The 26,300-nt window shown below is 40.0% G+C and carries 21 protein-coding genes; 18 read left to right on the top strand and 3 right to left on the bottom strand.

Features of this window, described 5'->3' with window-relative positions; translation table 11 throughout:
* Positions 1–17: 17 nt before the first annotated feature.
* Positions 18–3,296, bottom strand: a complete 3,279-nt coding sequence (locus WA338_RS05175) for a SusC/RagA family TonB-linked outer membrane protein (protein WP_009779305.1) — start codon at positions 3,294–3,296, stop codon at positions 18–20.
* A gap of 1 nt (position 3,297) precedes the next feature.
* Entirely contained in the window at positions 3,298–5,532 is a 2,235-nt protein-coding gene (locus WA338_RS05170; protein WP_009779306.1) for a fasciclin domain-containing protein, read from the bottom strand.
* Between the two features lie 482 nt (positions 5,533–6,014).
* Here WA338_RS05170 and WA338_RS05165 point away from each other — a divergent pair, with 482 nt between their 5' ends.
* The 12 genes from WA338_RS05165 to WA338_RS05110 all read left to right on the top strand — a co-directional run bounded on the left by WA338_RS05165 (position 6,015) and on the right by WA338_RS05110 (position 19,118).
* The gene (locus WA338_RS05165; protein WP_009779307.1) at positions 6,015–7,241 is read left to right on the top strand and encodes a glycoside hydrolase family 88/105 protein; all 1,227 of its coding nucleotides are present in this window, start codon (positions 6,015–6,017) and stop codon (positions 7,239–7,241) included.
* Between the two features lie 21 nt (positions 7,242–7,262).
* Positions 7,263–8,267, top strand: a complete 1,005-nt coding sequence (locus WA338_RS05160) for a DUF4861 family protein (protein WP_009779308.1) — start codon at positions 7,263–7,265, stop codon at positions 8,265–8,267.
* Positions 8,268–8,510: 243 nt separating this feature from the next.
* A complete protein-coding gene (gene kduI / locus WA338_RS05155; protein ID WP_009779309.1) occupies positions 8,511–9,344 on the top strand; it encodes a 5-dehydro-4-deoxy-D-glucuronate isomerase in 834 nt (277 codons plus the stop codon).
* Between the two features lie 7 nt (positions 9,345–9,351).
* Entirely contained in the window at positions 9,352–10,113 is a 762-nt protein-coding gene (locus tag WA338_RS05150; RefSeq protein ID WP_009779310.1) for an SDR family NAD(P)-dependent oxidoreductase, read from the top strand.
* A gap of 21 nt (positions 10,114–10,134) precedes the next feature.
* Positions 10,135–11,562, top strand: coding sequence for a glucuronate isomerase (uxaC, locus tag WA338_RS05145; RefSeq protein WP_009779311.1), 1,428 nt, complete (start codon positions 10,135–10,137; stop codon positions 11,560–11,562).
* A 6-nt stretch (positions 11,563–11,568) separates the two neighbouring features.
* Positions 11,569–12,582, top strand: a complete 1,014-nt coding sequence (locus tag WA338_RS05140; RefSeq protein WP_009779312.1) for a sugar kinase — start codon at positions 11,569–11,571, stop codon at positions 12,580–12,582.
* Positions 12,583–12,593: 11 nt separating this feature from the next.
* A complete protein-coding gene (locus WA338_RS05135) occupies positions 12,594–13,265 on the top strand; it encodes a bifunctional 4-hydroxy-2-oxoglutarate aldolase/2-dehydro-3-deoxy-phosphogluconate aldolase (protein WP_009779313.1) in 672 nt (223 codons plus the stop codon).
* Positions 13,262–14,254 carry a TRAP transporter substrate-binding protein gene (locus tag WA338_RS05130; protein WP_009779314.1) on the top strand — a complete coding sequence of 331 codons (993 nt, stop codon included), beginning with the start codon at positions 13,262–13,264 and terminating at the stop codon, positions 14,252–14,254. The genes WA338_RS05135 and WA338_RS05130 overlap by 4 nt, the downstream gene beginning before the upstream one ends.
* A 1-nt stretch (position 14,255) precedes the next feature.
* On the top strand, positions 14,256–14,723 hold the full coding sequence (locus tag WA338_RS05125) for a TRAP transporter small permease (RefSeq protein ID WP_009779315.1): 468 nt from the start codon (positions 14,256–14,258) through the stop codon (positions 14,721–14,723).
* Positions 14,723–16,009, top strand: coding sequence for a TRAP transporter large permease (locus tag WA338_RS05120; RefSeq protein ID WP_009779316.1), 1,287 nt, complete (start codon positions 14,723–14,725; stop codon positions 16,007–16,009). Before WA338_RS05125 ends, WA338_RS05120 begins: the two co-directional genes overlap by 1 nt.
* Positions 16,010–16,038: 29 nt before the next feature.
* Complete coding sequence (locus tag WA338_RS05115; protein WP_009779317.1) at positions 16,039–17,478, top strand: tagaturonate reductase; 1,440 nt, start codon at positions 16,039–16,041, stop codon at positions 17,476–17,478.
* A 23-nt stretch (positions 17,479–17,501) separates the two neighbouring features.
* On the top strand, positions 17,502–19,118 hold the full coding sequence (locus tag WA338_RS05110) for a UxaA family hydrolase (RefSeq protein ID WP_009779318.1): 1,617 nt from the start codon (positions 17,502–17,504) through the stop codon (positions 19,116–19,118).
* A 42-nt stretch (positions 19,119–19,160) separates the two neighbouring features.
* Here WA338_RS05110 and WA338_RS05105 read toward each other — a convergent pair whose 3' ends face one another.
* The gene (locus tag WA338_RS05105) at positions 19,161–20,195 is read right to left on the bottom strand and encodes a LacI family DNA-binding transcriptional regulator (protein WP_009779319.1); all 1,035 of its coding nucleotides are present in this window, start codon (positions 20,193–20,195) and stop codon (positions 19,161–19,163) included.
* A 271-nt stretch (positions 20,196–20,466) separates the two neighbouring features.
* Between WA338_RS05105 and WA338_RS05100 the strand changes: the two genes are divergently transcribed.
* The 6 genes from WA338_RS05100 to WA338_RS05075 all read left to right on the top strand — a co-directional run bounded on the left by WA338_RS05100 (position 20,467) and on the right by WA338_RS05075 (position 26,226).
* Positions 20,467–21,918 (top strand): glycoside hydrolase family 28 protein, encoded by a 1,452-nt coding sequence (locus tag WA338_RS05100; RefSeq protein ID WP_009779320.1) that lies wholly within the window; start codon positions 20,467–20,469, stop codon positions 21,916–21,918.
* A gap of 103 nt (positions 21,919–22,021) precedes the next feature.
* A complete protein-coding gene (locus tag WA338_RS05095) occupies positions 22,022–22,978 on the top strand; it encodes an alpha/beta hydrolase (protein WP_009779321.1) in 957 nt (318 codons plus the stop codon).
* Between the two features lie 92 nt (positions 22,979–23,070).
* Positions 23,071–23,856, top strand: coding sequence for a rhamnogalacturonan acetylesterase (locus WA338_RS05090; protein WP_009779322.1), 786 nt, complete (start codon positions 23,071–23,073; stop codon positions 23,854–23,856).
* A 23-nt stretch (positions 23,857–23,879) separates the two neighbouring features.
* Positions 23,880–24,695 carry an SDR family oxidoreductase gene (locus WA338_RS05085; RefSeq protein ID WP_009779323.1) on the top strand — a complete coding sequence of 272 codons (816 nt, stop codon included), beginning with the start codon at positions 23,880–23,882 and terminating at the stop codon, positions 24,693–24,695.
* A gap of 15 nt (positions 24,696–24,710) precedes the next feature.
* Entirely contained in the window at positions 24,711–25,880 is a 1,170-nt protein-coding gene (gene uxuA / locus WA338_RS05080; RefSeq protein WP_009779324.1) for a mannonate dehydratase, read from the top strand.
* Between the two features lie 4 nt (positions 25,881–25,884).
* Positions 25,885–26,226: a cupin domain-containing protein gene (locus WA338_RS05075; protein WP_009779325.1), complete on the top strand. Its 342-nt coding sequence runs from the start codon at positions 25,885–25,887 to the stop codon at positions 26,224–26,226.
* The last annotated feature ends 74 nt before the right edge of the window (positions 26,227–26,300 follow it).

Below are 26,300 nucleotides of genomic sequence, written 5' to 3'. Positions count from 1 at the left end.
AGATCAATTTTTTCTAATTAAAATCTTGTTTGTATTCCTAAAGTAAATCGACGTGTTGGAGGCGTACGTGAATAATCGATAGCCATTCCAAAAGGATCACCTCCGCGCATGTTTACTTCCGGATCCTGACCGCGATAGTTTGTGAATGTAAGCAGGTTATCTGCTGTTACATATACACGTAAGTCGTCAAGTTTCCATTTTTTAAGGAAGGGTTTTGTGAAATTATAACTGAAGGTCGCAGAGCGAAAACGTACAAAAGAAGCGTCTTCTACATAGCGGTCAGATCCTAACCAGTTATAACCAGCTCCATAAATCGCACGCGGCATATCGGTTTGATCACCAGGGTTTCTCCATCTTGAAAGTACAGCGGTACTTTGATTATCGTAGGTGTACATATTAGTGGTTAACATATCGGTACCGTTTACGATATCGTAATCAAGGCGATAAGTAAAGAACAATAACAACTTAAACTGATCATTAAATGTTACCGAAGGTCCAAAACCACCGGTGAATTTAGGGTTACTGTTTCCTAAATAAACCACGTCACGACTGTCGATGTTTCCATCTTTGTTGATGTCTTCGTAGATTGCATCCCCAGGTTGAAATACATAATCTGTATTTGGATAGTTAAAACGCATATAAACGGTTTGACCATTAGGACCGGTAATTACATTGCCATTAGCATCACGCGCCTGTGTAGACTCAAGATCCGGGTAAACTCCTTTAAAGCGATATCCGTAGAAAGAACCAAATGGATTATCTGTTTGTAAGAATCTTTTGAATTCTCCATTACGGTCAACGTTACCACGCTCGTTAGGATAGAACTCAGAGATCTCACGAATGATATTCTGGTTACGTGCAATGTTGAAATTGAAGTCTACTTTCCATTTGTCGGTTTTAACCGGAGTGGTATATAAACCTACTTCCCAACCTTGGTTGTCTAGCGTACCTACGTTTTGGTCAGACAAGTTGTTGTAACCTGATACTGTGGTCAAATCAACATTTTGGAATAAAAGATCTTCGGTTCTGTTTTTGTACACGTCTACATCAAGCATTATTCTTCGGTCGAACAGCTGTAGATTTAAACCAATGTTTTGTCCTGTTAAGGTTTCCCAACGCAGATTCTCTAATTCAATATTTTGAGGGTAAACTCCGCTCATTCCTAAATATTCAGAATTGAAGTTTCCGTAGATATTAAAATATCGGTAATCATATCTTGGTGCGCGACCTGACTGCCCGTAACTAGCTCTGAAACTAAAGTCATCAACAAAATCAAAATCTTGCATAAAAGGCTCGCCAGAAACTCTCCATCTCGCTGATGCAGAAGGGAAAAGGGCATAACGGTTACCCGGGCCAAATTTTGAATTCCCGTCGCCACGTACACCTACGTTAAGAATATAACGGTCTAGAAGGCTATACTGCGCGTTTACTAATGCCGCTACGTTACGCGACTGACTGTTATTGTTATAAAGTTGCAATTCGGCATTTTGCGTTCTTGAAGGAACCGAAGGATCTGTAAGCAATGAAGACGCTGTGTTTGAAGTCAATGCTTGGTGTGACTCGTATCTAAAATCATTAGTTTGAATAGAAAGGAGCGTTTGTAAACTATGGTCTTTTCCTATATCTGGAGTATAAATGAAATTGGTTTTAGAAGTCACACTCGCGATATCGACATCTGCATCTGAAGCTTGGTTCACCACCGTTTCAGTAAAAGGTCTTCCGGTTGCATTTTGCGGTAAAAAGGCTTTGGCTTTTGTACTGTTGAAGTCAAACTGTAAGTCGAAAGTAGAGATCAAACGACTTGGGATCAAATCAACTTTCAGGTTAAAGTGCGGCACGATACGTTCACCGGTTTGCTCATTAGAGGCATACTCTGCCATAGCCACCGGGTTATAGGTTCTGCTGTAAGCACCTTGAATGTTTTGAGCAGGGGAGAAGTAGTTAGGAGTTAAGTCTCCTACATCGTCATATTCAAAAATACTCATGTTTGGCATTTTTGTATAAGCGACACTTCTTAAGCGATCTCCATTACCGGTTCCGTTTACGTAGTTACGATCTGTAACCGTATGCGTATAGGCAATATCTGCTTTAAATCGAATACGGTCAGAAACCACATAGTCTAAATTTAGACGACCGTTGATACGCTGAAAAGCGGTTCCCTTAGTAACCCCTTTAGAATCATAATATCCTACAGAAGTATAATATCTTGCTTTCTCACCACCACCTTGTAATGAAAGGTTGTGTTCTCCAGTTAGACCTGTTTGAGAAATAGCATCTACCCAATTGGTGTTGTTTCCGTAATTTTTAAAGAAATACACTTCTTGAGGGTCGTATTGAAATTCTTTAACGGTAAGCGTATTCAAAGGAGTACCATTACGATTCATAAATTCCTCCGGAATCAATTGCGAATATTGATCACCGCTAAGCATAGGGATCGTCTGTGGTAATTGCATATAAGTACCTCTAAAGGTGTATCCAATTTTAGGAGCCCCTATAGAACCACGTTTCGTGTTGATCACAAGTACACCACTTGCTGCACGCGCTCCCCACATTGCAGTAGCAGCGGCATCTTTTAAAATAGTAATACTTTCAATATCAGATGGAGCAATATTCAATAAGGCAGCATAGCCTTGTTCATCTGCCGAACCAAAGTTGAAATCCTCAGGGATTGAAGTTTCGTAGGGCATTCCATCTACAACAACTAAAGGGTCTGAAGAACCTGTAATCGATGAAGTACCACGTATACGTATTTGCATCCCTGCACCAGGGTCACCTGAATTTGCTGTAATATCTACACCGGGTACACGCCCTTGAAGTGCTTCATCAATAGATGCAGCTTGTGTGTTTTCTACATCGGCAGCTTTAACGGTAACCGTACTGGTCGTCATGTTCCGTTCAGAAATGTCTAAAAGACCGCTTTCTGTTGGTTTTTCAACGCTAATCATAACTTCATCCAACTCATCTACAGAAGGTGTAAGGTTGATGGTATAGCTGGATTTACCGGTAAGCGGTATCGTTTGCGAGGTATACCCTAAGGTTGAAATTACCAGTTTGTTGTTTCTGTTTTTTATACGAATTGCAAAGTTTCCATCAAAATCTGCAATCACCCCGGTTACGGTACGATTTTCCGCATCTTGCTCTGCAATCGTTGCTCCGGGAATAGGTTGGTTATTTGAACTATCTAAAATGGTCCCCCGAACTACCATATTGGCGTCTTGCCCATAGAAAGGATTAGCGGCAAAAACTATAAGGAGTACGGTGAAACAATAAAATATAGTTGTGTTAAGTTGTCTCATCTTATTCGGTATATAAAAGGTAGTTGTCTACTAGGTGGATTAAACTTCGGTCTGCGAGATTGTTACTTTCGCTTGGGATATAATTAACGATACGGCCTGCTGAATCGACAAAACTTAATTCTCCCGGACTGGTGACTAAGCCTATGTAAGTCTTTTCTCCAATACCATCACGACGTAAGGTTTCGATTTGGCCGCTTAATAATCCATCATCAGAAGCGGTGCGTGTAGCAAGAATATGGTAGCGTATAAAGTCTGCCACTTGATCTTGTTGGCCCGAAAGTGGAGGATTAAACTCAGGAGTTCCTGTAGCCGGATCGCCGGGCAATATGCCATCGCGTACAGCTTGTTCAATTGCAGCATTATTAGGAATCACAAAAGTATATGAAGTACCTAGTTCTACTCCGGTTATGGTGCCTGCAGCTGGATCATAAAGAGGAGAGTTTCTTAAATAATTGTAGAAATTTGCATATTCAGATCCTGGCTCTTCAGCAAGACGCATAATATCCATTCCTTGAGCCTCTTCACTAAACTGAAGAAGATTGTCTATATAATACGTGCGTCCGTTGCGTTGATCTTCAAAGCCAATGATGTTTACACGATCTCCAATAACTTCATTTCCTGCGGCGTAAACCGTATTGTTTTCCCATTTAATGTATTCTCCAGGAAGATCAAAGTCTCCTGATCGTATAATACCCGAACCAGAAAGGTCATTCAGTTCGTCATTAGGTGTAGGTACGATGCCATTATAAAGAATACGTAGTAAGCGAGATCGAGCTATAGTACCAGTAACAACATTTCCTGTTGCCGGGTCTGTAAACACCCATTCTTCTCTGTTGATATTGTAATCGTATCCTAAATCTCTCAACACGTTGTCAGAAGGAAGAAAAAGCGTGTACCTACTATTAATATTGCTTATGATCTCACGATATCCTGATCCGTCATTATAAAGACGTGTCGCTAAAGTGAATTCAGGATCCAAGTAAGCAGAGGTATAAACGCTAAAAAATAAATTGGACTCTTGTACTTTTGAGGTTCCGTAGAAAAATCCGTTGCTCAGTATTTCAGCCTCCTCAACTTCTGTATTGATGTCAATTCTTATGTCTTCTTCTAAAGCATTACTATAGGCTTCTGCAATCGATGGCCATACAGCATTTTGAACCATATGTGCATTTATAAAGTCTTCAAAAACATATTTTGGAAGTTGATCTAGAGATGGGTAATTTTTTAATAAAACTTCATCAATAAAATCTTGTAAAACATCATTTTGAGGAACAAACAGCGTATACGCATCGCTTTGACCATCATTGTCTGCTTCTTTAATAAAGTTTTCATTATTGGGTGAAAATGATAACGCAGGATCATAAACCTTTACATAAACCTGATCAGTATTTCTGGTGAAATTTTGATAGGTAGTTGTTGCATCCTGATCAAATACATAATTTACCAGATTGTCTTCGAGAAGACTTCTAAAAATACTGTAGTTGGGAGATTGTTCTAGTTTCTGATCTAAATTAACAAGAGGAAGTGAAACCTTATCTACCTCGTGAATTATTCCGTTTTCAGCAATAATATCTGCTGCGACAGTTTCTGCTGCTAATACATTAAAACCGGTGTAGGTTTCTTCAGGAAAGAAAAAATTATAGTCATAAGCACCTAAATTGTTGGTTGCCATGAATTCATCTACAAAGTAAGTAAGATACTTGTTATTGTTATCCCCCGGAATATAAGGATCACCTCCCGGCGCATTATTCCTATTAGAAGAAGCGACAACGATTTCGTTTCCATCTACTGTTTTAGTTTCAAAACCGTCATAATAAGCAGTTCTTCTTCTAAAGGCGTTATCTTCTTCCCAGCCTACGTTTGATTGGTAATCAGAAAGACGTTCTGTTCTAAATGCGTTATAAATAAGAGCGTATCTCACGATCTTATTTGCCATAACGGAATCGATTTCATTAACGTCTGAAATTCCTTGTTCTTGAAAGAAACGTTCAAAAGCCTCGTCGTTAGGCGCCATCATGGTCCAATATCCGGCTTTACCCAGAATATCTTTGTAATTGGCTTTTTCGATCAGACGCGTAAGGTTTGTAAAATTGCCCTGCGCTTCAAGTTGTTGATAGATAGGATCTTCAAGATCATCAGGCCTTGCATAGTACTCATCAAATTCCTTAGAGCTACAACCCGCGATAACGATTGCGCAAAATAGGTACGATAAGTACGAGAGTAATGGTCTATTCATTTAGTTGTTGATTATAGTAGTTATACTATGAATACAATTTAGCGTAAAATTAAATTGATTCAATATTATTAATCAGGATGTTAAATTAATTAACACTCAAATTTATAATGATGATCTTTTTTAAGTATCCTGCTCTAACCTGCTTATGCTTAACTAAATCCTTTAAGTATAGTTATTTGTTGAATCCTGAATCCTAGCTAAAGCCTTTGTTTGGTTGAGATACGTGTAAATTTTACATTAATAAAAAAATTAACAACTTTTTAGAGTTCAAGACTATATGATGATTAAAATGCCAATTTTAGAGTGTATTTGGAGTGGTTTTTTGGTCAAAATTGAGGGGCAAAATGATAAATCAGACCAATAACAGGGCTAATTTCAATCATTCTTTTGATAAGTTGAAAGAGAATATTAGATTTGTGTAATCGATTGTATTTTTATAAACTACAAAAGAAATCGATTTCGTATTTTAAAAATCGCTGTATATGAAGCAAAAGATTCCTTACCAAGCATTTATTCCTTTAGTCCTTTTCTTGTTTTTTATGGGCTGTAAAGAGCGTCGGCAAACCGAAAATATCTCCGCTTCTGTTAAAATGAAATCAGAACCTGTAAATCAAAAATGGTCTGAGCAAATGGCGCAGTCTATTATGACTCGGCATCCAGAGTCTTATCAGATCGAAGATCGAGACACTCCAAAATGGGGGTATACGCATGGTCTTGTGCTTAATGCTTTTTTACAACTGTATAAAGAGACGGGAGATGAAACATATTATAATTATGTAAAAGGCTATTTAGACGAACTCATCAATGCAGATGGTTCAATAAAAACCTACCCTTTTGAAGACTATAATATAGATAAGATCAATCCCGGTAAACTGCTTTTTACCTTTTATGAAAAGACTAGGGAAGAAAAGTATCTTAAAGCGATGCAGCTTTTAAGAAAGCAACTTGAAGAACATCCGCGTACATCACAAGGTGGTTTTTGGCATAAGAAGCGTTACCCAAGTCAGATGTGGTTAGATGGTCTTTATATGGGGGCGCCTTATTATGCGCAATATGCAGTCACTTATGGTGATGCTGAGAATTTAGCTGATGTTGCAAAACAGTTTGAACTCATTCAGGAACATGCAATTGATCCCGAAACAAAACTTTTATATCACGGTTGGGATGAAAGTAAAGAACAAAAATGGGCAAATCCCGTGACAGGGGTTTCACCCAATTTCTGGTCGCGTTCTTTAGGTTGGTACGCGATGGCTTTAGTTGATGTTCTTGATTACTTTCCCGAAGATCATCCTAAAAGAGCGCTGTTAATTTCGTACTTGAATCAGCTCGTAGAAGCGCTAATTCCTTTTCAGCATGAAAGCGGTTTATGGTACCAAGTGCCTACAATGGGTGATAAGGAAGGAAATTATTTAGAAGCTTCGGGATCAGCAATGTTTGCTTATGCCATTGCAAAAGGTGTGAATAAACGTTATCTTGACACTTATTTTAAAACGGTCGCGAATAAAGCTTTTGACGGGTTAACTCAAAAGCTGATCAAACGTAATGATGATGGTACCATTACACTTACCCAAGTTTGTGCAGTGGCCGGTCTTGGGGGAGATCCGTATCGCGATGGTTCTTATGAGTATTATGTTAATGAACGCATTCAAACTAATGATCCTAAAGGAACCGGCCCTTTTATTATGGCTGCGCTTCAATTAGGACGCTAACCATTTATATCTAATTAAATTATGAAATTAAACCTTGTTCTAGGTGCGGCATTGCTCGCTGCTTTTGTGTCTTGTAAAGAAAAAAAAGATAAGAATATTGTAGAAGAAATCGTAGAAATAGAGGAGGTGACTCCTGAAACTTATGCAGAGATTTCAATTAAAAAAGGAGGGTCTTGGAAGGAAGGCTCACGGGAGTATGATGGCGGAGCATTTGAAAATGTTGACGAACTAGTCGTTCCTGAAGAGCATACAGATCATTCTTGGTATATACGTTATGAAGGTCCGGGTTGGGAGAATAAACAAATCGCCTATCGCCTATATCTAGACTGGAGAAATGCAATGGATATTTTTGGTAAAAAAGTAGATACGCTGGTGCTTCCATACGTAGGGACAGATGGTTTTGATTCCTATCATAACAATGCACCTTGGGGGCAAGACATTCTTAAAGCCGGGAAATCTATGGGGATTGGCGGCTATGGAAGATTCACCGGTGACACGATCGCGCATTTTAACGAAGTAGCAAAAACAAGCGTTAAGGTGGCTAATGAGGAGGCACATTCTAGTGTAACTATTGATTATGAAGGTTGGAAAACCGGAGACGTCACTACCGATTTAAAATCGGTGATCAGTATTTTTCCTGAAGATCGTTTCCTTAAGGCAGAGCTTACGCCTAATACTTCCTTTGAAGGTTTGGCTACGGGTATCGTAAAATTTGATGATATTCCTGTAATGGAAGCGACCAGTGAAAGTGGTGCTTGGGCATACATTGCAACCTATGGTGTGCAAACCCTAGCCGGTGAAAATGATCAATTAGGAATGGCGATCTTCTATAAAACAGATCAGGCTAAAGCAACAGAAGGTCCGCACGACCACTTAGTCGTGTTCAATGCTTCAACAGAAACACAAACCTATTATATTTTAAGTGCCTGGGATCAAGAACAAGATGGTATCAAGTCTAAAGAAGCTTTTGAGCAGGATTTAAACGAAAAATTAGCAACACTTGATGCAAATGGTATGCTAGAATAGGTGTACCATACAGTACAGGATAAGCATCGTTCTTGTGATATTTATATTTGACTCATTGCGAACATTACGATCGTAACCTTAAGATAAAATGTAAATTTTACATTTATAAAATAGAATTGTAAATTTGAGAAAAGTCAGTGGCGCGATGAGACGCTTATGACCTTGTTTTATTCATAAAAGATTGCCGGTTTCTGAAGGTGATCATTGAAAAACGAATCAAATTTTAATCTGAAAAAACACAAAATGACAAAATCAGAATTTAGATACGCCCACCATCCAGAAGATGCAAAGCGATACACAACCCAAGAATTAAGAGATCATTTTTTGATCCCAGAATTATTTGTAAAAGATGAGATCAACCTTACTTATACAATGTATGATAGATACATTGCAGGAGGTGCATTTCCGGTGGATAAAGCCTTAAAACTTGAAGCGATAGATGAGTTGAAAGCTGAGCATTTCTTAGATCGAAGAGAGCTTGGGGTGATCAATGTAGGTGGAAAAGGTAAAATCACTGTTGATGGTGAAGCTTATGAAATTGGACATCGCGAGGCGGTTTACGTAGGTAGAGGTGTAAAAGAGGTGATTTTTGAAGCGACTGATGAGCAGCCGTATTTCTATATCAATTCTGCTCCGGCGCATAAGGCATACCCTACAAAAAAGGTAACCAAAGCAGATGCCGAGGTTGTTGAGTTGGGCGACACCAAGACTTCAAATAAGCGTGTTATTAATAAGCTTCTTGTAAATAGTGTGGTAGAAACTTGCCAGTTGCAAATGGGAATGACTGAGCTTCAAGAAGGAAATGTATGGAATACGATGCCGCCACACACGCACGAGCGTAGAATGGAAGTATATTTCTATTTCGACTTAGAAGAAGGGCAAACCATCAGCCATTTTATGGGGCAGCCACACGAGACCCGTCATATTTTTATGAAAAATCATCAGGCGGTAATTTCTCCGGAGTGGTCAATTCACGCAGGTGCAGGAACTTCTAACTATACCTTCATTTGGGGAATGGCAGGAGAGAACCTGGATTATGGCGATATGGATAAAGTAACTCCAGACGAATTAAAATAAAGACAGTATGAGTTTTTTTAGTTTAGAAGGAAAAACAGCTTTAGTAACCGGTTGTAAACGTGGAATTGGCTTCGCAATGGCAGAAGCTTTAGCAGAAGCGGGTGCAGATATCCTTGGCGTATCTGCGTCTTTAGAGACTTCGGGTTCTGCTATAGAAAAGGCTGTTTTGGCCACGGGTAAAAAATTTACAGGATATCAATGTGATTTTTCAGATCGCAAATCGCTCTATGCTTTTATTGAAAAAGTAAAGTCAGAGAACAGTAAGATCGATATTCTCGTAAATAATGCCGGGACTATTTTAAGAGCACCGGCCGCAGAGCACAGCGATGAGTACTGGGACAAAGTGATCGAAGTAAATCAAAATGCCCAGTTTATTTTGAGTCGTGAACTGGGTAAAGAAATGGTGAAACGAGGGAGTGGTAAAATCATATTCACAGCCTCTCTGCTCACTTTTCAAGGTGGAATTACCGTTCCCGGATACGCTGCTTCTAAAGGTGCTATAGGCCAGCTTACGATGGCTTTGTCTAACGAGTGGGCAGGTAAAGGAGTGCAGGTAAATGCAATAGCTCCGGGATATATCGCTACAGATAATACCGAAGCTTTACGTGATGATCCAGACCGCAGTGCCTCCATTCTTGCACGTATTCCTGCAGGTAGATGGGGAAAACCAGAAGATTTTAAAGGCCCTATAATTTTCCTTGCATCACCTGCAAGTGATTATATGAGCGGGACTGTAATGACCGTTGATGGCGGTTGGATGGGTAGATAATACCAAAAATAAAACAAGATTATGAGTACAGCAGATACAGCAAGCCGTGTGAAGAACACGTTTATTACAGATAACTTTCTTTTGCAAAATAAATATGCAGAAGAACTTTATCACAAGTATGCGGCACCACAACCTATAATCGATTACCACAATCATCTGCCACCGGCAGAGATTGTGGCAGATCGTCAATTTGAGACGATTTCTCAGGTGTGGCTTAGTGGTGATCATTATAAATGGCGGGCCATGCGCACGCTTGGTGTAAATGAGCGTTTTATCACTGGTGACGCTAGTGATGAGGAAAAGTTTTTAGCTTGGGCAAAGACTGTTCCCCACACGTTGCGTAATCCATTGTATCATTGGACGCATCTTGAGTTGAAGCGTTATTTTGATATTGATGAATTGCTTAATGAGCAGTCTGGTCCGGAGATCTATAAGGAAGTGAATCGCCAGTTACAGCTTAAAGAAAACAGCTGTCGCGGTTTGCTAAAGCAAATGAATGTAGAGACGGTTTGTACTACAGAAGATCCACTTGATACGCTAGAGCAACATCGTAAGTATGATGGTAAAAAGGCTGGACTCAATATGAGCACAGCTTTTCGTCCTGATAAAGCAATTTTGATTGAAGCTGAAGGTTTTAATGCTTATCTAAATGAGCTGGAGGATGTAGCCAAAATAAGTATTGCTACGTATACAGATCTGCAGGATGCCTTACGTCAGCGTATCGACTTTTTTCACGAGAACGGCTGCAGACTTTGTGATCACGGCTTAAACCAGATTTCTTGGGCAGAAGCTTCAGAAGCAGAGATCAAAGAGATCTTTAAAAAGCGCCGGGGAGGTGCAGATCTAGCACCGCAAGAAGTAGAGCAATTTAAAACGGCTATTCTGCTCTTTTTAGGAGAAACCTATCACGAATTAGGTTGGGTTCAGCAGTTTCACTTGGGAGCTTTACGCAATAATAATAAACGAATGCTGGCTCAATTAGGTCCGGATACCGGATGGGATTCGATAGGTGATTATTCACAGGCAGAAGCTTTATCTAATTTTCTAAACGCTTTAGACAGCAAAGACAAATTGACCAAAACCATCATTTACAATTTGAACCCTTCAGACAATGAAGTGATGGCGACGATGATAGGAAATTTTAATGATGGAAGCGTGAAAGGTAAAGTACAACTTGGTTCCGGATGGTGGTTTTTAGATCAGAAAGACGGGATGGAAAAACAAATGAACGCGCTTTCTAATATGGGGCTCATCAGTTGTTTTGTTGGAATGTTAACAGACAGCCGTAGCTTTTTATCTTTTCCGCGTCACGAGTATTTTAGAAGAGTTTTATGCAATCTTTTTGGTCAAGAAATCGCTTCTGGTGAATTGCCTAATGATATGGATCTGGTGGGGCAAACTATTGCTAATATTAGCTATCATAACGCTAAGGAATATTTCAACTTCTAGAATAGGATGGGTACAACTCAAAAAATAGTCACCTTTGGTGAAGTGTTGCTTAGGCTTTCTCCCGCAGAAAACCGAAAGCTATCACAAGCAAAATCCCTAGATTTTTTCTTTGGAGGTACCGAGATGAATGTAGGGGCTTCTTTAGCTGTTTTAGGCGAAGATGTGGCACACATTACCGCAGTTTCTGATGATATAGTGGGTGATGCTGCGTTAGCGAGTATGAGACAATATGGGCTTGATGTTTCAGCCGTTCAAAAAGTAGCACATCCTATAGGTCAATATTTACTTGAAGTAGGTTCTGGAATGCGCAGCAGTCAGATTGCTTACAATCGTTTGAATGGTTCATTTGCCAATATTCAGCCTGAAACTATAAACTGGGATCAGACTTTTGAAGATGCAGCTTTTTTTCATTGGACGGGTATTACACCGGCAATTTCTGAGGCTGCTTACCAAGCTTTAAAAGCCGCTTTGATTTCCGCGAATGCGAAAGGATTACAAATCACTGCAGATCCTGCATATCGAAGTAATCTGTGGCAATATGGGCGTAACGGTCAGGAGGTTTTGAAAGAACTCGTAGGGCTTTCAACCATTTTTATTGGTGGCGTAAACGAGATCAATGAAATTCTGGGAACTTCTTTTGAATTGAATCAGGAAGGCTTTATCGCCGCAAGCAAAAAGTTGATGACCGAATGTCCCAATATCAAGCAGGTTTTTGATAAAATACGAACCGGTTTAAGTGCTTCCTGGCAAAAGATTTATGGGCGAGCTTGGGTTGATCAAACCTATATAGAAACCAATGAACTTGAAATCACACAAGTGGTTGATCGCATTGGTACCGGTGATGCTTACGCAGCTGGTTTGATTTATGGTTTACTTCATTATGATGCTGAAAAAGCCTTGAATTTTGCTAATGCCGCGTGTGCATTGAAGCATACCATTTTGGGAGATGTGAACTTAGTTTCTGTAGCTGAAATAACCGAAGTTATGCAAGGCAATACAGGAGGAAGAATTAAAAGATAAAAAAATACTTAATGGCAAAATATACTCGAATAGAAGTAGTGCTTCAGATGAAAGAAAATGGGATTGTACCGGTTTTCTATAATGCAGATCTAGAGGTTTGTAAACAGGTTTTAAAGGCTTGTTATGATGGAGGATTACGCACTTTTGAGTTTACCAATCGTGGCGATTATGCGCACGAAGTTTTTGGCGAACTCAACAAATTTGCTAAGGCAGAACTCGACGGGATGATGATGGGAGTGGGTTCGGTTTTAGATGCCGGCACGTCATCGTTGTACATTCAGCTGGGAGCAGATTTTATTGTTTCACCGGTGGTTAATGCCGAAATGGCAAAAGCGTGTAACCGTCGAAAAGTAGCCTGGATGCCGGGATGTGGTTCGGTTTCTGAAATTTCGTATGCCGAAGAATTGGGAGCAGAAGTGGTTAAGATATTCCCAGGTGCGCAGGTAGGAGGTCCGGCTTTTGTTAAAGGAGTTAAAGGGCCATTACCTTGGGCAAGCATTATGCCTACCGGAGGTGTGAGCCCAACCGAAGAAAACCTTAAAGAATGGTTTGCAGCCGGTGTACACTGTGTAGGAATAGGATCAAAACTCTTCATTAAAAATGCTGAAGGCGCATTTGATTACGCTGCCATTAGCAGTAAAATTAAAGAAGCGCTTCAGCTGGTTAAAACCTTACGTTCATGAAAAGTTTAAAACACGTATTCGTTTTTACGCTGGCAACCGTATTGCTGTTAAGTAATTACAGCTGTACAGAGGCTTCTGATACCCGCGTTATCAAACTTGCTCACGGGCTGGATGTAACACATCCCGTACATAAAGCGATGGTCTTTATGGGCGAACGCCTGAAGGAAAAGTCAGCTGGGAAAATGAGTTTAGATATTTATCCCAGTCAGCAGTTAGGTTCTGAGCGTGAATGCCTGGAGCTTTTGCAAATAGGTAGTCTGGGAATGACAAAAGTATCTACCGGTGTTCTTGAGAATTTTGCTCCACAACTTAAAGTTTTTGGTCTCCCCTTTTTGTTTAGAGATGCAGAACATCGTTTTGCTGTATTAGAGGGAGAGATCGGCGAAAAGCTTTTGAGTTCAAGTATCCCGCAGCGTTTAAAAGGACTTACTTTTTATGATGCAGGAAGCCGTAGTTTTTATACAAAAGAGCCCGTTGAAACTCCAGAAGATTTAGAAGGCTTAAAACTTCGTGTGATGGAGAGTCAAACCGCTATGAATATGGTGAAAAACTTAGGAGGTTCGCCTACGCCTATTGCTTGGGGTGAGTTATACACCGCTTTGCAGCAAGGTGTTGTAGATGGTGCAGAAAATAACCTGCCCAGCTTTTACTTATCGCATCATTATGAAGTGTGTAAATATTTTGTGGTAGACGAGCACACGGCATTACCTGACGAACTTTTAATAAGTACATTGATCTGGAATGACTTGTCTGAAGAAGAACAAAAATGGGTGAAGGAAGCAGCCGACGAATCGCTCGAGTTTGAAAAGAAAATTTGGCACGAAGCAGAGATGGAAGCCCTTGCAGAAATTCAAAAGGCAGGAGTTGAAGTTATAACTCCAGATAAAGAACCCTTTCGCAATCGTGTGAAATCGATGTATGAGCAATTTTCTGAAGATCCTGATATGAAAGAACTCATTGAAGCAATTCAAGCGGTTAAAACCAATTAATATGAAACAAAAGTTAGACAAAATCCTTGGAGCTATTTTAGTTTTTCTAATGGCTTCAATCGTTATCGCAGTGCTTTGGCAAGTGTTTTCACGTTATGTGCTTCAGTCTGCGAGTTCGTTTACCGAAGAAATCGCGCGGTATTTATTGATCTGGATTGGTATTCTGGGAGCAGCATATGCCGCGGGCCAACAAGACCATTTGGCGATTAATATTCTTCCGCCTAAGCTCGATGAAAAAAGCCGAATCAAACTTCGTATTGGGATCAATATCCTGATTATGTTGTTTGCATTTTTTGCACTCATCGTTGGTGGTGCAAATTTGGTTTACGTCAATTTTGAATTAGGACAATACTCTGCAGCCTTGGGATTACCCTTAGGAGTTGTTTATGCAGTATTACCTATCAGCGGAATTTTAATTATCTGGTATAAAGCCATTGAATTGGCTAATCCTCAAAAATATTTAGCCTAATGATCGAAGTTTTAATTCTTGTATTGGTATTTTTTGTGTTGTTAGGTATTGGGGTTCCGGTGGCTTGGTCTATTGGTATTTCTTGCCTCTTAACCATTATGGTTTCTATAGATTCGCTAGCTAGTGTTACCACGATAGCCCAGCGTATGGCAACCGGTTTAGACAGTTTTTCACTCTTGGCAATTCCGCTTTTTGTACTTGCGGGGCAAATCATGAATCAAGGAGGTATCGCTCTGCGACTCATCAATTTTGCAAAAGCCTTAATGGGAGCTTTGCCAGGTGGACTCATCTATGTCAACGTCATTGCAGCGATGCTTTTTGGAGCGATCTCAGGATCTGCGGTAGCTGCAACTTCTGCAATTGGTGGAATTCTAGGGCCTTTTATGGAAAAAGAAAATTATTCTAAAGAGTTTGGGGCAGCGATTAATATTACTGCTTCAACTACGGGATTGATCATTCCTCCCTCTAATGTGTTGATCGTGTATTCTCTAGCGAGTGGTGGCGTTTCTATTGCGTCACTCTTTTTAGCAGGCTATATTCCTGGAATTTTAATGGGACTCGCTCTGATGCTTGTCGCTGCATTTTGGATCAAAAAGAAAGGATATCCGGCAGGAGAACGTAGTAGTCTAGGAGCTGTTTTGAAGACCTTTTTAGACGCTTTACCTAGCCTCTTGTTACTTGTAGTCGTAATTGGAGGTATTGTAACCGGTATTTTTACCGCAACTGAAGCTTCAGGGATTGCAGTTTTGTACTGCTTAGTATTGTCTTTTGCCTATCGCGAGTTAAAAGTATCTAGCCTAAAAAGTATCTTCTTAAATTCTGTGGGTACTACAGCTATTGTAATGCTTTTGATCGCTACTTCTATGAGCATGTCTTGGGTGATGTCTTTTGAAAATATTCCACAAAATGTAAGTGCTGCTCTGCTTTCACTTAGCGAAAACAAATTTGTAATACTCATCATCATCAACATCCTGCTTTTATTTGTGGGTACTTTTATGGATATGACTCCCGCAGTCTTGATTTTTACACCTATATTTTTGCCGGTAGTAACCAGCATGGGTGTAGAGCCTGTACAATTTGGAATTATGATGGTGATGAACCTGTGTGTGGGACTTTGTACACCACCGGTGGGCGCAGTACTTTTTATTGGAGTAGGAGTCGCTAAAACATCTATCCAGAAAATTATGAAGCCGTTGCTGCCACTTTATGCCGTTATGGCGATTATCTTATTAATGGTGACTTTTATCCCGGCAATAAGCCTTTGGTTACCGTCACTCTTTGAATAAAACTAACCTATTTCAACCTAGATTAACCTATGGAAAACTTAAACAGAACTAACGTGGGATATACCGAAAAACTACCTATAAAAGTCATTCAATATGGCGAGGGTAATTTTTTGAGAGCCTTCGTAGATTACATTATAGATAAACTGAATAAAGAAGCCAACTTTAACGCCGGAGTTGCAGTAATTCAACCTCTTGCAGGCGGAATGGTGGGGATGTTGAATGAACAGGACGGACTTTACAACTTGTTTTTAAGAGGTATTAAAAATGGGGAAGAGACCGAAGAGATTCATACCATTTCTTGCGTTCAAGACGGAATTAACCCCTACGACGATTATGAGCGGTATCTGGCCTTAGCCGAAGGTGAAGATCTAGAGTTTTTGATCTCAAACACTACTGAAGCAGGAATTAGTTTTGACGACAGTGATACGCTAGAGGGTACACCGCATTCTAGTTTTCCGGCAAAAGTTACTGCCCTTCTATATAAACGCTTCAATCATTTTGATGGAGCAGCAGATAAAGGACTTACGATCATCCCTTGTGAATTGATCAACCATAATGCAGATACGCTTAAAAAAATCATTTTACAGTATGCAGATTTGTGGGAGTTGGGGGATGCATTTAAATCATGGATAGAGACCAGTAATAGCTTTCACAATACTTTAGTAGACCGCATTGTGCCGGGTTATCCTAAAGATGATATTGATGCGTATCAAAGTCAGTTAGAATTTAAAGACAACCTTATTGTTTCAGCAGAAACCTTTTTGCTTTGGGTAATTGAAGGCGATGAGGCTTTAAAAGCTAAAATTCCGTTTGATCAGATAGACGATAACGTTTTGGTAGTTGAAGATATGCAGCCGTATCGCACGCGTAAGGTGCGTATTCTTAATGGCGCGCATACGACAATGGTACCGTTTTCTTTGCTCTACGGAAATGAAACCGTAAAAGAAACAGTAGACAATGAGTTTACCGGTAAGTTCGTGCGTGATGCAGTTTTCAACGAAATTAATCCAACCCTTGACCTTTCTGAAGAAGAACTGAATGAGTTTGCAGCTGCGGTTTTTGATCGATTCAGAAATCCGTTTATCAAGCATTTGTTATCTAGTATTGCACTCAATACGGTATCAAAATTTAAAGTGCGTGTGCTTCCTAGTCTTTTAGCTTTTGAGCAAGCGTACAATCGATTACCTGAAAATCTTACCTTTGCTTTAGCTTGTTTAATTCGGTTTTACAAAGGCACTTGGAAGGGTAAAGCATTGCCCATTAAAGACGATGCAGCCGTTGTTGCATTTTTTGATGAGGTGTGGAAAGAAGACAATTATGCGGCAGTTTCTCAAGCTGTGTTAAGCAATTTGACATTTTGGGATCAAGACCTGACCAAGATTGAAGGATTAGAAGAGCGCATCACTACAGCGCTTGCCTTAATTGAAGAAAACGGAGTAGAAGAAGCCTATAAAAAATATACAGTTTAAGAGCTGTTATTAAGATTAAAAGTATGAAGAGTAAGCTGATAAAAGTTCATCCTGATGATAATGTAGCAGTAGCTCTGGTAGATTTATTTGCCGGAGATGTTGTAGAGTTTGAAGGACAATCCCTCAAAATTTTAACCGATTCTAAAGCGAAACATAAAATAGCCTTGGTCAATTTAAAGGCTGATGATCCTATTTTTATGTATGGCGTTTTAGTGGGTAAAGCTTTAAGTGCAATCGATGTGGGTGGTTTGCTTACTACAGAGAACGTAAAGCACGAGGCTAATTCGGTATCTCAAAAAACAGAGACTACCTCGTGGACGGCTCCAGATATTTCAAAATGGAAAGACCGCACTTTTATGGGCTACCATCGTGAAGATGGCCAAGTGGGTACACAAAATGTTTGGTTGTTTTTTCCCCTGGTGTTTTGTGAAAACCGAAACATTGAGTTGCTTAAAGACGTTTTTGAGAAGGAACTTTCTTTTCATAAAGCGAGTAAGCAACGTCAACTCTTGCGCAATTTAATCAATGGCGCTCCAGAAGATACAGCTGTAGCAGAAATAGAGGAGGAGCAGGCTATTTTTGATAATATTGAAGTGAAATTTATCACCCATCAGGGCGGCTGTGGAGGCATTCGTCAGGATTCGGTTTCCTTATCAAAACTGCTCGCGGGTTATGTAAATAATCCCAATGTTGCCGGTGCGACCGTTTTAAGTCTTGGATGTCAAAACCTGCAAATAGATATTTTTAAAAATGCCCTTGCAGAGAAAAGTGCAGCCATCAAAAAGCCTGTGCTTATTTATGAGCAGCAACAAGAAGGCACGGTAGATGAAATGCTAGCTAAAATCATTAAAGACTCTTTTGAAGGAATCAAAAAAGCCAATCAGATCAAGCGTCAACCAGCGCCTATCTCTAAATTGAAAATGGGCTTAGAATGCGGTGGTTCTGATGGGTTTTCAGGGATTTCTGCAAATCCCGCTTTGGGTTATGCGTCAGATATTCTAGCTGCAGTAGGAGGTTCACCTATACTTTCAGAATTTCCAGAATTATGCGGTGTAGAGCAAGAATTGGTCAATCGTTGTGTTTCTGATGAAGATGCAGAACGTTTTATGCACTTGATGAAGGCTTATGAGAAATCGGCCGTAGATGCCGGTTCTGGCTTTGATATGAATCCATCTCCGGGAAATATCAAGGATGGTTTGATCACCGATGCGATGAAATCTGCCGGAGCAGCCAAAAAAGGAGGAACTTCACCTATTCAAGCAATTCTCGATTATGGTGAATATGTCACCAAACCGGGATTGAATTTACTTTGTACTCCCGGAAATGATGTAGAAAGTACCACGGCTATGGTGGGTTCTGGTGCCAGTGTTGTGGTGTTTACTACAGGATTGGGTACGCCTACAGGAAATCCTATCGCTCCTGTGCTTAAAGTGGCCTCAAACAGTACCTTAGCGCGCAGAATGCCAGATATTATAGATATAGATAGTGGTGCGGTTATACGCGGAGAGAAAACTATTGAGGAAATGGGAGAAGAAATTCTAGAACACGTCATTCAGGTTGCGAGTGGCGAAGTGCAATCAAAAGCTGATGCGCTAGGGCAAGATGATTTCATCCCCTGGAAACGTGGAGTATCTCTTTAAGACAACCCTATAGATTAAGAAAATTGAAAAAAAGGAGGCTGTTTAGCTTCCTTTTTTTGATGAGGTATCCCGAGTATAAAGTTCCGGGCTTAACACCACTTTTTTCTCAACTTGAACGTTTTTCTTAACATCAGAGATTTGTTCTAAAAATACTTGAGCAGCAATCTGTCCCATAAGAACCGGTGTTTGGCCCACAGTAGTCAATGGTCGTTCTAGATATTTTGTAAAGGGTTCGTTACTAAAACCTACAACCCCTATATCTTCAGGAATTTTAAAACCATGAGCGCGTAATTCACGCATGCCTCCCAGAGCAACATAATCACTTGCAGAAAATAGGGCATCAAAAGCGATCTTGCGCTTCATCAATAATTTTACGGCTTCAATACCTGCTTCAACAGTACTGCTTACCTGCATAATTAAGTTTTCATCAATAGCAATATTATGATCATTGAGTGCAGCAACATAACCATCATAACGATGCTTGTAAATCTGTAATTTATGATCACCGCCTATATGCGCTATTTTTTTATAGCCTTGCTCAATTAGATGGGTAGTGGCATTGTAAGCACCTTCGTAGTCGTTAATCGTAACCGAACTCACACCCGAAATATCTTTTTTACGATCAAAAAAGATAAGCGGTATGCCTTCATCACGTACTTCCTCAATATGCTTTACATCTTCTGTAGTTTTAGATACTGAAATGAAAATTCCATCAATATGTGTATTCAATAAAGTCTTAAGCTGCTTGGCTTCATTGTTTACATCTTCGTGAGATTGACAAATAATAACGTGATAACCTTTAGGCTCAAGTTCTTCCTCAATACCTCGTATTACCGAAGCAAAAAAGGTGTGATTGATGTACGGAACCACAACACCTACGTTAAATGTTCTACCACTTTTCAAGGCAAGTGCAAGTGCATTTTGTTGATAGTTAAGCGCCTTGGCTGTCTTCAGCACCAGCTCTTTGGTCTTTAAACTCACGCGGTTGCTGTCGTTTAGCGCACGTGATACCGTTGCGGCACTGATATTTAATTTTTTCGAAATATCATAGATGGTTACCTTTTCTTTTTGACGCATAACTTTTAGAGGATTGTAATCGTTTTCAATTTAGAGTTTTTTTTAATCATTTAATAGATTCTCAACTTTTTTCACTTCTAAGCAATAATCATAATTGGCTTTATCCATTATGAAATGATTGTTATTTTGAGGTTTAAAATCAATTTTCAATAAATCTCAGTGCTTTTTGTTTGCATACTCGTAATTAATATTTATTTTTATGCAATCGATTGCATTTTTGTTTACAGAATGTCTTCAATCCAAATAGCTTCTAAAATTTAAAAATCTATTTATGTCGTTACGTTTAATAAGAAATCGATATCGTAATATCTTACTGCTTGCTTTGGGATTTATGCTTGTAACGGTATTTTCATGCAAGAATGCTAAAGAAAAAACTCAGGATGAAGCAGTGCTGAAGGAAGACGTTTGGGCTCAAGCGGATGCGATCATTCAGGAAATAGGAAAGCCTAGTTTCGCTGATACAACGTTCAATATTCTGGATTATGGAGCTCAAGAAGGAGGTACTGTTTTAAATGCTGATGCAATTGCAGATGCCATTGAAGCTTGTAATGCCGCAGGTGGTGGAAGAGTTTTAATTCCGGCAGGGCGTTTTCTTACGGGGCCGATTCATTTAAAATCTAATGTTAATCTTCATTTAGAAGAAGGCGCAGAGGTGTTATTTACCACAGATAAGTCAGCTTACCTTCCTGTAGTGCATACTTCTTATGAGGGAATGGAGATTATGAATTATTCTCCGCTTATTTATGCCAAAGGGCAAAAGAACATCGCGGTTACAGGAAAGGGTACGTTCAACGGTCAGGCTGATAAAGAGAACTGGTGGCCTTGGTGTGGAGCCGAGCGTTACGGCCACAAAGAGGGAGCACCAAAACAAAAAGATGATCATAATATTCCGGCGCTTTTTACAATGATCGAGGATGGAACTCCGGTAGAAGAGCGCATTTTTGGTGAAGGACATCAATTGCGTCCTTTATTTCTTGAGACGCTGGAGTGCGAGAATGTATTGATTCAAGGAGTGACGTTCACCAATGCACCGTTTTGGGTAATTCATCCTTTAAAATCAAAATATGTGACCGTAGACGGTGTGACTGTAAATAGTCACGGCCCTAATAATGATGGTTGTGATCCTGAATATTCAAAGTATGTACATATTACCAACTGTAAATTCAATACCGGTGATGATTGTATCGCCATAAAATCAGGACGTAACGGTGACGGTCGACGTGTTAATATCCCTAGTGAAAATATTGTGGTCGAAAATTGCGATATGAAAGACGGCCACGGCGGAGTAGTTATGGGAAGTGAGATTTCTGCCGGCGTGCGTAATGTTTTTGTACGCAATTGTACGATGAACAGTCCTAATCTTGATCGCGCCATCAGAATCAAGACCAATACCTTGCGCGGTGGTTTTGTAGAGAATGTTTACGTAAAAGATATAGAAGTAGGACAGGTAAAAGAGGCGGTGCTCAAAATCAACACGTATTATGGGATTTACGGGAAGCAAGAGGGCGAATTTATACCAACGATTCAAAACATAAATCTTGAAAATGTTACCGTTGAAAATGGAGGGAAATATGGTTTGTTGATTCAAGGTAGAGAAGAGAAGCCTGTCACAGGAATTAGTTTTAAAAACGTAACTATAAAAAATGCAGACACGCCGTTAAAGGTGGAGCATTGCGAACCAATAAGCTACACCAATACAACGATAAATCAAAAAAGCTATTAATTCAATTTTGTAGTGAACGTCAATTCTTTTGATTTTAATTAAGCGTGAAAAAGGCTTGCCCGACCGGGTTAAGCTTTTTTCTGTTTAAATAAAGGCTTTGATAATGAAAACAAATTTTGGTCTCTTAATCGTTTATTGCTTCTGTTTTTTCAATGGAAATTCTTTGCTTGCGCAGGAGCAAAAGATAGAGGTTAGACCGTATACGATTCAGACAACTTATGAAAAGCTAAAAAACGATTATCCTTTTATAAAACCTATCGAAGCATTGAAGTCGGGGCCTTTTATATCTATGGAGAATCTAATTTACACAAGTATTGAAGGTCGTGATTTGAAGGCAGATGTTTTTATACCTAAAGACACTTCAGAAAAACGTCCGGCAATTTTATTGGTTTTTGGCGGCGGTTGGATCAGTGGAAGTAAAGCCAACGTAAAACCTCTTGCACAGCATTTTGCAGCCAATGGCTACGTTGCAGTTACTGTTGATTATAGATTAAGTACTGAAGCGGTCTATCCTGCGGCTGTAAAAGATCTTAAGGCGGCAATCCGTTGGATGCGAGACCACGCTGAAGAATTCCATATTGATTCAAAAAAGATAGCCATCTTAGGTAATTCGGCAGGGGCACAATTGGCCACACTAGTCGGTGTTACCGGAAATTCTGAAATTTATAAGGATGAGCAGAATACAACCTCAGATGTAGTGCAAGCGATTCTCAACATCGATGGCATCGTTTCTTTTACGCATCCCGAATCAGAAGAAGGAGCGATCGCGGCAAAGTGGCTCGACGGTAAACGGAGAGAGAATCTCAAGAATTGGGAAGAAGCTTCGCCTTTAACTCACGTAAGTGAGACGACGCCTCCTACACTTTTTGTAAACAGTGCCCAACCGCGTTTTCATGCCGGTCGTGATGATATGTTGCAGATTTTAGAGCAGCATAATATTTATAACGAAGTACACACGTTGCCCGATACTCCGCATTCATTTTGGTTGATGCAGCCTTGGTTCTATACAACGCTTCAGTATTGTTTGTCTTTTTTAGGTCGTGTTTTTAATACGGAATGAAATGGAAAAGCAGTACTACTTAAAAAACTGTCCACGCTTCGCTAGCGATAACTGGAAGCCAAAAGATTTAATTTCAATTTAAAATACATGTAATGAGTAATTTAAAAATGACAATGCTTCTTATTGCAGTAGTTCTAACTTCTGCTTTGAGCGCACAAGAAAATCCAACGCTTTATTTAATTGGAGATTCAACAATGTCAGATAAGAAAAATCCGGAACAGAATCCTGAACACGGTTGGGGGCAAGTGCTACCGGAATTATTGACCGAAACTATAAAGGTGAGTAATCACGCTGTTAACGGGCGTAGCAGCAAAAGTTTTATTACCGAAGGGCGTTGGGAAGCAGTTTTAAAAACGCTGAAAGCGGGCGATTTTGTGTTCATTCAGTTTGGGCATAACGACCAGAAGTACAAAGACAGTACGCGCTATACCAATCCGTTTACGCAGTACCGATATAATTTGGAGCGTTATGTGAAGGAAACCCGAGAAGCCGGAGCAACACCAATTCTTATGTCTTCAATCGTAAGACGAAAATTCAATGAATACGGCACACTCGAAGATACTCACGGAAATTATCCCCTGGTCGTGCGTATGGTGGCCAGAGATCTGGAGGTTCCGTTTATAGATATGCAATACTTGACAGAACGTTTAGAACGAAAGTATGGTCCAGAAAAATCAAAGTCGATTCACTTGCATTTTGAGCCAGGCGAAAATGACTATTACAAAAACGGAAAACACGATGATACGCATTTGTCGTATTCAGGAGCAAAACTTATTGCAAGCTTAGCATTGCAAGAAATTGCACGACAAGATTTAGCTTTAGAAAACTACATCAAACTTGAGGTTTTAAAAGCAGATATTGTTACTTTGAAAGACTAATCATTAACCAAAAAATACGGACTATGAAATCCTTGATTTCGGTAGAAAATAAAATTATTGTCATCAGTGGCGCAACAGGAGTTTTAGGCGAAGCGATGACGCGTTCGCTAGCAGCAGCCGGTGCTCACGTTGTAATACTGGGACGTAATCAGGCTAAAGTAGATGCGCTGGTAGATAGCATCAAGCAGGATGGAGATCAGGCTTCGGGAGTCGTTGCAGATGTAACGAGTAAAGCAGCTTTGATCGAAGCTAAAGACGAGATCGCCAATCATCTGGGATATATCGATGTGCTCATAAACGCCGCAGGCGGAAATATGAAAGGAGCGCTCATCCTCCCTGAGCAAACACTCGCAGATGCAGATGTAGAAGAAATGCGCAAAGTCATCGACCTGAATTATATTGGAAGCTTTTTACCTACACAGGTTTTTCTTCCGTTGCTCGAAAAGTCAAAGAAAGGAAGTGTTTTAAATATTTCATCTGTTGCAGCACATTTACCACTTACGCGTGTTATGGGTTATGCTTCAGCAAAATCTGCAATAGAAAACCTTACACAATTCTTAGCCATTGAATTTGCACAAAAACAGGAGAATCCTATTCGTGTGAATGCACTGGCTCCTGGATTTTTCTTGACCGAACAAAACCGCGAGTTGCTTACCAACAGTGACGGAAGCCTTACCGATCGAGGCGAGAAAATTATCGCGCATACACCTTTAGGTAAATTTGGTGATCCCCAAGATTTAAGCGGTGCTATTCATTGGTTGTGCAGTGACGCAGCAAGTTTTGTGACGGGTACAGTAGTTACTGTAGATGGCGGTTTTAAAGCTTTTGCAGGAGTTTAATTTTAAGTAAGAAAGATGATTCAAACAATGCGATGGTACGGGCATAAAGACCTCGTTACCTTACAAGATATTCGACAGGCCGGAGCCACAGGCGTAGTGCACGCCATGCACGAAATAACCAATGGTGAGGTTTGGTCTCTGGAAGCTTTACAGCAAAGAAAACAAGAGATTGAAGCAGCCGGTTTAGATTGGAAAGTTGTAGAAAGTTTACCCGTTACAGAGCCCATAAAAACCCGTAGCGGCGACTTTCAGAAGCATATTGATAATTACAAACAGTCTTTAATTAATCTAGGTAAAATAGGTGTTGAAGTCGTTTGTTATAACTTTATGCCGGTGCTTGACTGGACGCGCACCCAATTGGCCTATCCTTTAGAAAACGGAGCTACAGCTTTGCGTTTTGACTGGGCACACCTGGCAGCTTTTGATTGTTTTATGCTCAAGCGAAAAGACGCTGAAAAGGAGTACAGCGAAGCGATTTTAGCCGAAGCAAAACATTTTTTTGAATCTGCTACCACCGAAGAAAAACAGCAATTAGAAAATGCTATAATTGCCGGTCTTCCCGGAGCAGAAGAAGGATACGATCTTCAAGGCTTACAAACTGCTATAGATAAATATGCAGCAATAGACGAGATTCAGGCGCAGGAGCATTTAAAATTATTTTTGAATGAAATAATACCGGTTGCAGAAACCGCCGGAATTGCGATGGCCATTCATCCAGATGATCCGCCGCATCCATTTTTTGGACTGCCGCGTATTATGAGCAAAGCTTCAGATATAAAGCGATTATTAGAGGATAATGCGAGTGCGTTTAATGGTGTTACGTTTTGTACAGGTTCTTTTGGAGCACGTGCAGATAATGATTTGGTTCAAATGATCAACGATTACGGAAGCCATATTCATTTCATTCATTTACGAAGTACCAAAAGAGATGCTACAGGCAACTTTTTTGAAGACAATCACCTCGAGGGCGATGTGCCGATGCCGGCTGTTGTACACGCGCTATTAGAAGTAGAAAAGAGTAGAGGAAAGCAATTGCCTATGCGACCTGATCACGGTCACCAGATGCTTGACGATCTTAAAAAACCTTTGGCACATCCCGGCTATACTGCGATAGGTCGCCTAAAAGGCCTGGCAGAATTGCGTGGGGTAATTGCCGGAATAGAATTTATGCAAGACAAGAACTAAAACTATGAGTACAAAAACGGAAAGCGACGTGTTTTTTAAAACGAAAGAAACTGCGTGGGAGCAGGCCGATACGGGAATTACAAGACAGATCGTCGCTCACAATAGTGATTTAATGGTGGTGAGTGTCAAGTTTGAAAAAGGCGCTATAGGTACGGTTCACGATCATATACATACCCAAGGAAGCTATGTGGTTTCGGGTAAGTTTGAAATTACAATTAACGGTAAAAGTGAAATTCTAGAAGCAGGCGACGGATTTTATGTTCCGCCGAACGCACCTCACGGAGCAAAATGTCTGGAAGCAGGGATATTGATCGATTCGTTTAATCCGGCTAGAGAAGATTTTTGAGTCGTCCTAAAATAGGTTGACAGTTTTTAAAAGTTTAAATCAATCCGGTGAAGCTAGCTTCACCGGATTTTTTG

This window comes from Leeuwenhoekiella sp. CH_XMU1409-2 (assembly GCF_037029365.1).
GTDB lineage: Bacteria > Bacteroidota > Bacteroidia > Flavobacteriales > Flavobacteriaceae > Leeuwenhoekiella > Leeuwenhoekiella blandensis.
The sequence above is the reverse complement of the archived record's forward strand: the minus strand, read 5'-3'. Positions and strand labels throughout refer to the sequence as shown.